Annotated in this window: 10 protein-coding genes; 5 read left to right on the forward strand and 5 right to left on the reverse strand. The window is 71.8% G+C overall.

All coding sequences use genetic code 11. From position 1 onward, the window contains the following. A complete protein-coding gene (locus tag ACYQ8Q_RS28765; protein WP_460068758.1) occupies positions 1–1,677 on the forward strand; it encodes a hypothetical protein in 1,677 nt (558 codons plus the stop codon). Between the two features lie 63 nt (positions 1,678–1,740). Here the strand turns inward: ACYQ8Q_RS28765 and ACYQ8Q_RS28770 are convergent, their stop codons facing one another. From ACYQ8Q_RS28770 to ACYQ8Q_RS28790, 5 genes are all read right to left on the reverse strand, one after another. After that, entirely contained in the window at positions 1,741–3,003 is a 1,263-nt protein-coding gene (locus ACYQ8Q_RS28770) for an NAD(P)/FAD-dependent oxidoreductase (RefSeq protein WP_460068759.1), read from the reverse strand. Next, positions 3,000–3,425: a GtrA family protein gene (locus ACYQ8Q_RS28775; protein ID WP_460068760.1), complete on the reverse strand. Its 426-nt coding sequence runs from the start codon at positions 3,423–3,425 to the stop codon at positions 3,000–3,002. The genes ACYQ8Q_RS28770 and ACYQ8Q_RS28775 overlap by 4 nt, the downstream gene beginning before the upstream one ends. Continuing rightward, positions 3,418–4,416 carry a glycosyltransferase family 2 protein gene (locus ACYQ8Q_RS28780; protein ID WP_460068761.1) on the reverse strand — a complete coding sequence of 333 codons (999 nt, stop codon included), beginning with the start codon at positions 4,414–4,416 and terminating at the stop codon, positions 3,418–3,420. The genes ACYQ8Q_RS28775 and ACYQ8Q_RS28780 overlap by 8 nt, the downstream gene beginning before the upstream one ends. A gap of 111 nt (positions 4,417–4,527) precedes the next feature. Further along, a complete protein-coding gene (locus ACYQ8Q_RS28785) occupies positions 4,528–5,865 on the reverse strand; it encodes a polysialyltransferase family glycosyltransferase (protein WP_460068762.1) in 1,338 nt (445 codons plus the stop codon). Beyond that, the gene (locus tag ACYQ8Q_RS28790; RefSeq protein ID WP_460068763.1) at positions 5,865–6,851 is read right to left on the reverse strand and encodes a glycosyltransferase family 2 protein; all 987 of its coding nucleotides are present in this window, start codon (positions 6,849–6,851) and stop codon (positions 5,865–5,867) included. Before ACYQ8Q_RS28790 ends, ACYQ8Q_RS28785 begins: the two co-directional genes overlap by 1 nt. A gap of 197 nt (positions 6,852–7,048) precedes the next feature. Here ACYQ8Q_RS28790 and ACYQ8Q_RS28795 point away from each other — a divergent pair, with 197 nt between their 5' ends. The 4 genes from ACYQ8Q_RS28795 (at position 7,049) to ACYQ8Q_RS28810 (ending at position 12,296) form a co-directional block, all read left to right on the forward strand. After that, the gene (locus ACYQ8Q_RS28795) at positions 7,049–8,386 is read left to right on the forward strand and encodes a DUF6716 putative glycosyltransferase (RefSeq protein WP_460068764.1); all 1,338 of its coding nucleotides are present in this window, start codon (positions 7,049–7,051) and stop codon (positions 8,384–8,386) included. Positions 8,387–9,003: 617 nt separating this feature from the next. After that, positions 9,004–10,212 (forward strand): cytidylyltransferase domain-containing protein, encoded by a 1,209-nt coding sequence (locus tag ACYQ8Q_RS28800; protein WP_460073526.1) that lies wholly within the window; start codon positions 9,004–9,006, stop codon positions 10,210–10,212. Positions 10,213–10,225: 13 nt separating this feature from the next. Continuing rightward, entirely contained in the window at positions 10,226–11,164 is a 939-nt protein-coding gene (locus ACYQ8Q_RS28805) for an N-acetylneuraminate synthase family protein (RefSeq protein ID WP_460068766.1), read from the forward strand. A gap of 40 nt (positions 11,165–11,204) precedes the next feature. Continuing rightward, positions 11,205–12,296 carry a hypothetical protein gene (locus ACYQ8Q_RS28810; protein ID WP_460068768.1) on the forward strand — a complete coding sequence of 364 codons (1,092 nt, stop codon included), beginning with the start codon at positions 11,205–11,207 and terminating at the stop codon, positions 12,294–12,296. The last annotated feature ends 101 nt before the right edge of the window (positions 12,297–12,397 follow it).

Raw genomic sequence — 12,397 nt, forward strand, 5'->3', positions numbered from 1 at the left:
ATGGCGACGACGACCGCCCCGGTCGACGCGCCGCCCGCCCCCCGCGCCCGCCGGTCACCCCTGTGGTGGCCGGTGGTCGCGGCCTCGGCCGGGGCGGCCGTCGTGTACACGGTCCTCACCCGGCGGCTGACGGGCGACCTCCAGTACGTGCTCGCCGCCCTGCGCCTCGGCGGCGAGGCCGGCTACTCCCCGTCCGAGGTCTTCACCCACCGCCCGTTCTTCTACCGCTGGTTCATCGCCCTGCTGGACCTGCCCACCTCCGGCGGCGTGGTCGTACGGGAGACGATCATCGAAGCCGAGGGTGCGCTCGTCGTCGCGGCGGCGGCCCTCGCCCTGTACACCGCACTGCTGCGCCGGACCACCCCGCGCGAGGCCGCCCTCACCGCGGGCGCCACCGGACTCGTCCTCGTCCTCGCCCCGCGCACCGACTTCCTCCAGCCGGAGTGGACGGCGGTGGTGCTGACCGTGTTCGGCCTCGCCGCCGCCCTCGGGATCCGCCGGGCCTGGCCCGCCGCCCTGCTCGCCGCGCTGCCGCTGGGCCTCGCGGTGATGATGAAGTACTCCACCGCCTCCACCGCCGCCTTCGGCGTCCTCATCCTGTGGGCGGCCGACCGCGGCCGGGCGATCCGCGTCGCCGCCGTCGCCGTACCCGCCGCCGTCGCACTCTTCGGACTGAGCGTCCTCGCCGGCTCGCACGAGCTCCAGTGGACGCACGACATGCCGCAGATCAACCAGTCGGCCCTCAGCCGCACCGGCATCCGCCCGGGATTCGTCCTCCACCGGTCCTTCGAGTTCCTCGCCGACCGGTCGGTCCTCACCCCCGTGCTGCTGCTCCTGCCCGGCGCGCTGCTGCTCCTGCTCACCCGGGTCCAGGGCCGTGCCCGCCGCCTCGAACTGCTCACGATCGCCGTGCTGACCGGCTTCGGCTCGCTGGCCGTGGTGATCGTCCAGGGCAACTGGTTCCCGTACCACGCCGTCCAGCTCACCGTCTTCGCCGCCGCCGCCTGGGGCCTGGCGGTGGGTGGATCCCTGAAGCCCCCGTGGTGCTTCGGAGCGGTGTCCCTGCTGTACGGCACCCTGCCCGCGCTCTACACCCGGCTGCCGCACGGCCTCCAGCGCCCGGCGACGATGTGGGGGCTCGGCCTGGTCGCCCTGTTCGCCGCGCTGGCCGACACCCGGCTGACGGACCTGCCCCGGCGCTCACTGGCCCCGGTCGCGCTCGCCGGAGTCGTCCTGCTGGCCGGTCCGATCTGGCCGACGTCCCCGCATCTCGCCCAGTACGGCAAGGTGTCCGTGACGAACGCCGGGTTCCACGCGAACACGGAGACCAAGCAGAGGGACGCCGACAAGCTGCGCGCCCGGCTCCCGGCCGGGGCGAAGGTGCTGTACCTGGCCTTCGGCGACACGGTGTACTACGTCGACCACCCGGCCCAGTGCCGGTACCCGATCGCCACCTTCCTCCAGCGCACCCGCTTCATCCCGGACGTGGCCGACCTGAAGTCCTTCAAGGAGAACGCCGACTGCGTCGACCACGACCCGGCGCCCTACGCCATCCTCGACCGTGCCTGGTTCCGCCTGGCCTATGTCGACCCCGGCCTGCGCGAGCGCGTACAGGCGACGTACGCCTGCCCGCCGTTGAAGCCGAAGACCCCGCTGGTGGTCTGCAAGCGGAAGTGAGCGGTACGAGCAAGGGCCCCGGTCGAGCGACCGGGGCCCCTTTTCTTACCCGTGTCCCGCGGCTCACCGCAGTCCGAGCTGCCCCGTCACCTTCCGCGCCATCTCCACCGAGTAGCTCTGGCCGCGGTCCTGCGGGTAGATCTGGGCCATCGTGGCCAGGGTGACCCGGCTCAGCGGGGTCTCGTGGGGCGGGATCAGGGCCTTGTACGCGGGCGTCACGACCGGCTGGGCGAACCCGGCCTTCGAGAAGTGCCAGTTCCTCACCCAGGACAGGTCGAAGTCCGGGTTGACCCGCTTCAGGTACGGCGTGAACCTCTCCAGCAGCTCGGCCGGGTCGGTCGTGAAACGCCAGTCCTCGCGCTCCACGTAGTTGCCGACGTACAGCACGTGCCGGCCGCCGTACACCGACGGGTCGATCATCCGGGTGTGCTCGACCACCGCGAGGAACGGGAAGTCCGGCTCGTTGATGTTCAGCCAGTAGTACGGGATCACACTGCGGTCCAGCTCCAGGACGAAGCAGGTGGCGCCCAGGTACCGGTTCTTCCAGACCGCGTCCTCGGAGGGCAGCCCGGCGGCCTTGGCGAAGGCGGGCTGCGGGGTGGTGACGATCAGGTGGTCGAAGCGGTACGTCGAACCGTCCGCGCACGTCACGACCGGCGTGTCGCCCTCCTGCCGGACGGTCTCGACGGCCTTGCCGAACTCGACCTTCCCGCCCCGCTCCTCGATCCCGTCCCGCAGCGCGGCGTAGACCCGCTCGAACCCGCCGTCCACATAGCCGAGTTCGAAGGTCCGGCAGTGGATGCGGGCCCACAGCCACGCCATCGACACCTGTTCGGCGCGGTCCCCGAACTTGCCCTTCAGCAGCGGCTCCCAGACGGCCGCCGTGGCCTTCTTCCCGGCCCGTCTGCGCAGCCAGGCGAGGGCGGTGAGGTCGTTGTACCGTTCGCCGTTCCGTACGGCCTTCAGCACCGCGGACGACCCCGCGAAGCGGACCGCGTCCACCGGCGAGAACTCCGGGAAGCGGAGCATGTCGAACGGGGTGGTGAAGTCGATGAGCTTCCCGCCCCGGTAGATCCCGGTGGTCGGCCTGTGGAACCGCAGCGCGTCCGCGAGCCCCAGCTCCCCGATCAGCGCGATCATCGCCTTGTCGCTGCGGAAGATGTGGTGGTAGTACCGCTCCAGCGGCACCCCGCCCACCTCCAGCGAGGCGGCCAGCCCGCCGAGTTCCCCGGCGGCCTCCAGGATGGTCACCTGATGCCCGGCCCGTACGGCGTCCCAGGCGGCGGTCAGCCCGGTGGCTCCGGCGCCGATGATGCCGAGGTTCATGCAAAACTCCATTTTTTGTTGAGCACGAACTGGAGCGCCAGGACCAGGGGCATCGAGCCCACCTTGACGAGGTTGGCGTTGATCCCCAGGCCGTCGGTGAAGGCGAGGAAGAGCAGGTTGGTGAGGGCGATGCCGGTCAGGCCGACGGCGTAGAAGCGCAGGAAGCGGACGAACAGCCGGTCCCGGGCCTCGAAGGTGAAGCGGGCGTTCAGGGCGAAGTTGTTGGTGATGGCGAGCGTGGTGCTGATCGCGTTGGCGAACTGCTCGTCCATCCCGGCCCCGTTGTGCAGCAGCAGGAAGACGACGAGGTCGAGGGTGACCCCGCTGCCGCCGATGAGGGTGTAGCGGACCAGTTGGCGCACGGTCCCGGAGGAGGACGAGGACGCGGAGGGCGCCTGGATCCCGGCCGTGGTCTCAGTCATCGGCCCGGGAACCGCCGATCACCTCGCGCACCAGGTACAGCGGACGGCCCTGCGCCTCGCTGTAGATGCGGCCTATGTAGGTGCCTATGACCCCGAGGGACAGCATCTGCACGCCGCCGAGGAACAGCACGACGACCATCAGCATCGTCCAGCCGGAGACGGTGATGTCGGGCCGGAAGAACTTCATGGCGAGGGCGTAGAGGATGCCGACCGTCGAGAGGGCCAGGACGACGAAGCCGAGCCGGGTGATCATCTTCAGCGGCACGGTGGAGAAGCTGGTCACCCCGTCGATGGCGAGCTTGGCCATCTTGCGCAGCGGGTACTTGGTCTCGCCGGCGAAGCGTTCGTCGCGGTCGAAGGCGACCTCGGTCTGCCGGTAGCCCATCGAGGCGACGATCCCGCGCACGAACCGGCTCTTCTCCCGGTACTTGCGCAGCTCGTCGGCGACCCGCCGGTCGAGGAGGCGGAAGTCGCCGGTGTCGAGCGGGATGTCGACCTCGGTGGAGGAGCGCAGCACGCGGTAGTAGAGGTGCGCGGTGGTCCGCTTGAACGCGGTGTCCTGGCGGCTGCGGCGCCGCGCGTGCACGATCTCCGCGCCCTCGCGCCAGGCGTCCACCAGTTCCAGGCTGACCCGGGGCGGGTCCTGGAGGTCGGTGTCCATGACGATCACCGCGTCGCCCCGGGCGACGTCCAGGCCGGCGGTGATGGCGATCTGGTGGCCGAAGTTGCGGGCGAAGTCGACGATGCGCACCCGGCGGTCCTGCTCGGCCAGCGCCCTGAGGATCGCCAGCGAGCCGTCGGCGGAGCCGTCGTTGACGTACACCATCTCGAAGTCGAGCTCGGGGCGGCCGTCGAGGGCTGCGGTCAGCTCGGTGTGGAAGGCGCCGATGCCGTCCTGCTCGTTGTAGACCGGCAGGACGTAGGAGATCAGCGGCCGCTGTTCCGGTACCGGGGCGGCGACCGGTTGTTGGGAGAGCGCTGTTTGCAGCATTCGGGGAAGCTATGGAGCGTTGGTTAACCGCGGCCCAACTCCGCCCGTCCGAAAGCGGGCTTCCCCGTTGCTCTTCATCTTTTCGGGTTTATTTGACCGGGTGGTGGCGTATCACCGCTTGATCGCCTTCCGCAGTGCCTTCGCCCGCCGCACCACCCGACGGGCCGTGGAGTTGTGCGGAAGGAACGCGAGGCGTTCCGGGATACCGCCCGGAAGCCCCAGAGAAGTCAGCCGCTTGCGCTTGAAGTACCGCTGGGTGCGCGGGCCGAGTCGAGTGCGCAGATAGTCCTCCGCCTCGGGGCGCAGACCGGAAAGGATCTGCGGCTGCATGACGAATCCGACGGCGGACAACAGCCCGCCCAGCGTGTCGGCCGCGACAGACTTCTCCTTGTCCTCCAGGTCCGGCAGCAGCGCGTCCGCGAGTACCACCGGCACCCGGTTGCTGTTCTGGTACGGCGTCAGCCGGTCCAGCAGCGGCCCGGTGCCGGTCCGCGCCACCGGCAGCTCGTAGAACGCCGACGCGGTGAACAGCGCGGTGGAGAAGCAGCCGACGACCAGCGCGGGCCGCACCTTCTGGAACAGCACCTCGGCGAGCACGGGCGTGTCCAGGACCGTGAGGTCGACCCCCAGCTTGGCCGCCTCCGTCTCCAGGATCCGGCTGTAGCGGGCCGGCGCGGACGGATGCGGCTTGAAGACGACCGAGCGGTGCCCCTTGGCCACCGCCCCCCGCATCATCCGTACGTGCAGGTCCTCCTCCTCCTGTGCGGACATGATGTCCAGCGCGGAGAGGTACTGCCCGAGCAGCAGCGCCGGCTCGTCGGGCAGCGCGGGCAGCTCCGGTACGGCGTCCGCGACCTGCCCCAGCACCTTCAGGAACGCGGCCGCCGCAACCGTGCGCGCCGGCACCTCGAACTCGGTGAGCAGCAGCGGTACGAGCCCGGGGACCAGGTCCAGATGGAGCAGCCGGCGCACCCGCGTGCCGATCAGCGGGTCGAGCTTGTTGCGGGTCGGGCCGTAGCTCATCAGGCCGTCGGCGTAGACCTCGATCGGCGCGCCCGGGAACACCTGGGCGATCGCCTGCGCCGGGTTGACCTGGAGGGACTCCAGGACGATCTCCACCCGGTCCGCGCCGAGCCCCCACAGCAGCCGCAGATAGCGCTCGAACAGCGGGACGTCGTCGGGACGCGGGGTCCAGGCGCCCGGGTGGAAGGGGCTGATCGCCTCGTTCCAGGACAGGACCTCGTCGAAGCGGTCCCGCAGGGGCGCGAAGCCCGGCATCTCGTCGAGGGCCGGGGCGGTCTCCGGGTTCGTCGCGTTGTTGCACACCAGCAGCAGCCGTCGCCCGGCCGCCGGGAAGCAGCCGGCGTCCAGGGCGGCGGCGAGGGTGGCCGCGCCGTACAGGGTGGAGGCGCAGAAGATCTGGGTGGTGTTTCCGGTGGTGCGTGCCATCAGGCGGCCGCCTTCGCGCTGGTGATCTGGCGCCTGAGCCGCCGCAGCTTCGCGGATCGGCGCAGGTCCATGGTGTCGAGAACGTCGGTGAGCAGCTCCTGCGGCATCCGCCTTATGGCCGCCGAGCTCATCGTGCGCAGCTGCTTGGCCACGGCGGGCTCGAACTTGTCGATCTCCGCGAGATGGTGGGCGATGATCGCGCAGTAGGTGCGCACCGCCTTCGGCAGCAGCCGGTCCGCCTCCCGGTCCCGCGCGGTCTCCTCGATCACCTGGTCGAAGGCGCGGATGAAGTCGAGCTGACGGGCGTCGCCGATCTGGGTGAGGGAGGAGGCGACCCCGCGGCGGTAGAAGACACCGTGCAGGTTCAGCACCGCGAACGACTCCGCCTCCCGGTGCAGCTTCCAGATCCAGGGCCGGTCCTCGGCGGTGCGCAGCCCGTGCGTGAAGTGCAGCAGCCCGCGGTCGAGGAGCCGGCGGTGGTAGGCGCCGGCCCAGGCGTAGGCGTAGTCGACGGACGTGGAGCGGTCGACCGGCAGGATCGCGTCCCGCGGGCTCAGCACCTCCGCCCGCCGGCCGAGCGGATGCCGGACGATCGTGCGGGCCCGGCCGGTGGCCTGCACATGGTCGGTCCGGACGAAGTCGCAGCCCAGCGTCTCGATCGCGGTGACCAGTTCGGTCAGATACCCGCGCGCCAGCCAGTCGTCGCCGTCGAGGAACGTCAGGTACTCGCCGCTCGCCGCGTCGAGTCCGGTGTTGCGCGCGGTGGCCAGCCCTCCGTTCTCCTCATGGCGGACGTAACGCACCCGGGCGACCTCGGAAAGCTCATCGACCGCCCGTTCGAGAATGGCCGGAGTTTCGTCCTTCGATTTGTCGTCCACCAGCACGAACTCGAAGTCCGGGCGGGCGTTGAGACGAAGGCTTCTGAGGGTGTCCGGCGCGTATTGCTGGACGTTGTAGAACGGCACGATCACGGAAAGCTTTGGCACGGAGAAATCCTAGGAGGGCCCCCGACAACGGAACTTTCCGTTGAGGAGACAGGGGGTGAACTCAATGTGTCGGAATGGTGCACCGGGCGTGCGGCACGGCTTCCGGAGAGCCAGTTCGGCCGCCGGTGGGCTGCTGTTAACTTTTCGTTGAATCGAGGTTGGGCCAACCCTGGGTTTTGCTTTCTAGCGTCTTCGTCGTGCCAGCAAGTACTGCGAACCCCCCACGGATTGCCGTCCTCGCGGACTCGGACACCCGCTGGAAATGGGGTGCGCTGACCGCCTCCAGGATCGTGCCCGGATCCGGAAGCGGGGTGCAAGCCGACCCGGTCGTCCCCGTCCTCGACGGATACCTCCTGCGCGGCCGCGCCACCCCCACCCCGCGTCAGCTCGCCGAGGTGGGCGTGCGCGCCGACTCCCTGCGCGAGGTCACCGCCGTCGAGTTCCTGCGCGCCATGACGCAGGAGTCGTACGACGTCCTCGTCCTCGCGCTCGTCGGCGGCGGCGTCCAGGCCGTCCTGCACGGCCTCAAGCGGGTCTGGGAGGGCCGGGCCGACCGCCCCGTCGTCGTCACCGGCTATGTCGGCGTCGTCTACGAGAAGCTCGCCGACGGCCTGCTGCTGCGGCACGGAGCCGACCTCGTCCTCGCCAACTCCCGCCAGGACGCCGAGCGGTTCCGCGCGGTCTACGACGGGGTCGGCGCCGACTCCTCCTCGGTGACCGAGGTCGCCCTGCCGTTCCTCGGCGGCGACCCCTACACCGGCGAGCACGACCCGTACACCGTCGTCTTCGCCGCGCAGCCCTCCGTACCGGAGAGCCGCAAGGACCGTACGTACCTGCTGAACCGGCTGGTCCGGCACGCCCGGCTGCACCCCGAGCGCGAGGTGCTGCTGAAGCTGCGCTCCAAGCCCGGCGAACACACCACCCACATCGAGGAACTGCCCTACCAGAAGCTGGTCCAGCGGCTCGACCCGCCGGCCAACTTCCGCCTGGTCTACGGCAACATGGGCGAGGTCCTCGACCGCACCGACCTGCTCGTCACGATCAGCTCCACCGCGGCCCTGGAGTCCCTCCACCGCCGGGTCCCCACCGTCGTCCTCAGCGACCTCGGGGTGCGCGAGGCCCTCGGCAACCACCACTTCGTCGGCTCCGGCTGTCTCGCCTCCTGGGACCAGCTCGACGCCGGCCACCGGCCCGCCCCCGACCCGGAGTGGGTCGCCCGGCAGGGCGTCGCGGCCGCCGGCTCCTACGCCACCGCCTTCGACGCCGCCCGCGAGCGCATCGCCAAGCTGCTCGACCGGCCCGGCGGACTGCCGCCCCTGACCCCCTGGTACACGCCCGCCACCGCACCCGGCTATCTGCCCGGCATCCTCGCCCGCCACCACCTCGGCCCCGACGGCAGCCCGCTGCCCGGCGCCCCCGCCTCCGACAAGGATCCCGGCCCGGTCCGCCAGATCGTGCGCCGCGCCGCCCGCGGCGCCTACCGGCACGGGGTGCAGCGGGTGGCCCCCGTGATCCGACGGATGGGGGACCTGTGAGCGGGAGCCGTCCGACGGCGGGCCGTCCGACGAGCGGGGGTCGTCTGGTGGTGGGCCGTCCGACGGCGGGCCGTCCGGCAGCAGACCGCCCGGCACTGGACTGTCCGGCGGTAGGCCGCCAGGCAGCGGACCCTCGTCCGGCAGCGGACCGCCCGGCACTGGGCCGTCCGGCGGTGGGCCGTCAGGCCATGGACCGTCCGGCGGTGGGCCGTCCGGCAGCGGACCCTCGTCCAGCAGCGGACCGCCCGGCAGCGGACTGTCCGGCGGTGGGCCGTCCGGCAGCGGACCGCCCGGCACTGGGCCGTCCGGCGGTGGGCCGTCAGGCCATGGACCGTCCGGCGGTGGGCCGTCCGGCAGCAGACCGCCCTGCGGTGGGCCGTCCGGCGGTGGGCCGTCCGGTGGTGGGCCGGGCAGGCGGTGTCGGATCCGCGCCGTCCGGCGCGGGCGTGCCGCGTGCGGACGCCGATCGGCGCGTCGGCTGCGGCGGTCCGCCGTCCGGCGCGGGCGTGCCGCGTGCGGCTGGTGATCGGCGGGCCGGTCGCGGCGGTTCGCCGCCCCACGCGGGGAGCGCCGTGATCGAACGTCTTCCACAGCAAGGAGAAGCACCCATGGCCCCCATGTCCGACTCCCCGGCGGAGCGGCGCCGCGTCCTCGCGGTGATCCCCGCCCGTGGCGGCTCCAAGGGCGTGCCCGCGAAGAACCTCGCCCCCGTCGGTGGCGTCCCGCTGGTCGCCCGCGCGGTCCGCGAGTGCCGGGCCACCCGGCTCGTCACCGATGTCGTCGTCTCCACCGACGACCAGGCCATCGCCGCCGCGGCGCGCGAGGCGGGCGCCGAGGTCGTGCTGCGCCCGGCCGCCATCGCCGGCGACACCGCCACCTCCGAGGCGGCCGTCCTGCACGCCATGGACGCCCACGAGGCCCAGCACGGCAGCCCGGTCGACGTCGTCCTGCTCGTGCAGTGCACCAGCCCCTTCCTGGTCCGCGAGGACGTCGACGGAGTCGCCTCGGCCGTCGCGGAGAAGGGCGCGGACACCGCGGTGACCGTGGCCCCCTTCCACGGCTTCGTCTGGCGCGACGCCGACGCCGGCGGCAACGGCGTCAACCACGACAAGTCCTACCGCCCCCGCCGCCAGGACCGCCCCCAGGACTTCCTGGAGACCGGCGCCGCCTACGCCATGGACGCGGCCGGCTTCCGCGAGCACGGCCACCGCTTCTTCGGCCGCACCGACCTCGTCCGCACCGACCCCGCGCGGGTCCTGGAGGTCGACGACCCGCACGACCTCGCCCGGGCCCGCGCCCTGGCCCCCCTCTTCGACGCGGACCGCCCCGACGGTCTGCCCACCGCGGACGACATCGACGCGATCGTCCTCGACTTCGACGGCACCCAGACCGACGACCGGGTGCTGATCGACTCCGACGGACGGGAGTTCGTCTCCGTCCACCGCGGCGACGGCCTCGGCATCGCCGCCCTGCGCAGGAGCGGCTTCCCGCTCCTGATCCTGTCCACGGAACAGAACCCGGTCGTCGCCGCCCGGGCCCGGAAGCTGAAGCTCCCGGTCCTGCACGGCATCGACCGCAAGGACCTCGCACTCAAGCAGTGGTGCGAGGAACAGGGCATCGCGCCGGAGCGCGTGCTCTACGTCGGCAACGACGTCAACGACCTCCCCTGCTTCGCCCTCGTGGGCTGGCCGGTGGCGGTCGCGAGCGCCCACGACGTCGTACGCGGCGCCGCACGCGCGGTCACCACCGTCCCCGGTGGCGACGGCGCGATCCGGGAGATCGCCGGCTGGATCCTCGGACCCTCTCTCTCCGCCCTCACCAGGTAAGGAACGTTCCGCCATGAGCACCAACTCCCGTCTGCGCGCCTTCGGTTCCCGCGAGGTCGGCCCCGGCCGCCCGGTCTACATCTGCGGCGAGATCGGCATCAACCACAACGGCGACCTCGAGAACGCCTTCAAGCTGATCGACGTGGCCGCCGAGGCCGGCTGCGACGCCGTCAAGTTCCAGAAGCGCACCCCCGAGATCTGCACCCCGCGCGACCAGTGGGACATCGAGCGCGACACCCCCTGGGGCCGGATGACGTACATCGACTACCGCCACCGCGTGGAGTTCGGCGAGGACGAGTACCGCCAGATCGACGAGCACTGCAAGGAGAAGGGGATCGACTGGTTCGCCTCCCCGTGGGACACCGAGGCCGTCGCCTTCCTGGAGAAGTTCGACGTCCCCGCCCACAAGGTGGCCTCCGCCTCCCTCACCGACGACGAGCTGCTGCGCGCCCTGCGCGCCACCAACCGCGCGGTCATCCTCTCCACCGGCATGTCGACCCCGAGGCAGATCCGCCACGCCGTCGAGATCCTCGGCAGCGACAACATCGTCATGTGCCACGCCACCTCGACCTACCCGGCCAAGGCCGAGGAGCTCAACCTCCGCGTGATCAACACGCTGGAGAAGGAGTACCCGAACGTCCCGATCGGCTACTCCGGCCACGAGACCGGCCTGCAGACCACGCTGGCCGCGGTCGCCCTCGGCGCCGTCTTCGTCGAGCGCCACATCACCCTCGACCGCGCGATGTGGGGCTCCGACCAGGCCGCCTCCGTCGAGCCCCAGGGCCTCACGCGTCTCGTCCGTGACATCCGCACCATCGAGGCCTCCCTCGGCGACGGCGTCAAGAAGGTCTACGACTCCGAGCTCGGCCCCATGAAGAAGCTCCGCCGCGTCAGCGGTGTCGTCGCGGAGGCGGAGATCGCCGCGGCGGCGGGCGAGCCGGTCGCGGTCTGATCCACCCACCACTACGGGACGGTCCTACGAGGATGAGCCGTTGAGCCCCCGCGCCGGCATCGGCACCGGCATCACCCCCCACACCCTCGCCTTCGTCGAGAGCCCGGTGCAGCTCCTGAACGTGCTGGAGTGGGCGCACACCCAGCCCCCGCCGCACGCCCGGGAGGAGTCCGGCGCGGAGCTCACCCTCGTCGTCCTGTCCCCGACCGACCCGATGACCCGCGGCCAGCTGCGGCGCATGGCCGAGCTGGCCCGCGACGAGGGCCACGCGGTCCGCTGGGAGGAGGCCCGCGGCGGGACCACGGCCCCCTTCCGCACGATCGGCGGGCTCGCCCCGCTGCTGCGCCGTGCCCGGCGGGTCGTCATGGGCGACCCGTTCTCCCGGTACGTCCAGCTCCTTCTCTCCATCACCAGGGCCACCGAGCTGGTCGTGGTCGACGACGGCACCGCGACCATGGAGTTCGTCGGCCAGCTGGCCCGCGGCGAACGCCTCGTACGCTGGCACCGCAAGGGCGGCCGGCCCGGCCCCCGCGACCTGCTCTTCGCCCCGGTGTCCTCCTCGGCCCGCCGCCGGCTCACCCCGTCGGCCGGCACCCGGGTCGAGGTCTTCTCCGCGATGCCGGTCCAGGAGACCCCCGAGGGCGTCACCGTCACCGCCAACACCTTCACCTGGACCCGGGCCCGCTTCGGGCCGCCGCGCGTCACGAAAGGCGCGGACATGGTCGGTACCTCCCTGGTCGAGACCGGTGTGGTGGACGCCGACCGCTATCTGGAGGCCGTCCAGGGCCTCGCCAGGGCCCATGGCGCGGCCCGCTACTTCGCCCACCGCCGCGAGAGCGCCGACAAACTCCACCGGCTGGCCGTGGAGACGGGCCTGGAGGTGGTCCGCCCCGACCTCCCCCTCGAACTGATCGCCCGCCGTGGCCCGATCGGCCGTACGGTCCTCAGCTTCCCGTCCACCGTCGTCCACACCCTGCCGCTGGCGCTCTCCGGCACGGATGTCCGCGTGGCGGTCTGCGACATCGACCCCACATGGCTCACGGAACACGCGTCACCCCGGGCGCAGGGCTTCCTGTCGGGGGTGACGGGGACGGCGCGGGATGTGCACCGGTTGGCGGCGGTGATGCCGTAGGCCGTCGCTCGGCTGCGGGCCGGTGGGGGCTGGTCGCGCAGTTCCCCGCGCCCCTAGGCAGGACCGGTCGGCGCCAGTCGGATCCTGCCGTGGCTGCGGGC

The organism is Streptomyces sp. YKOK-I1 (genome assembly GCF_054660435.1).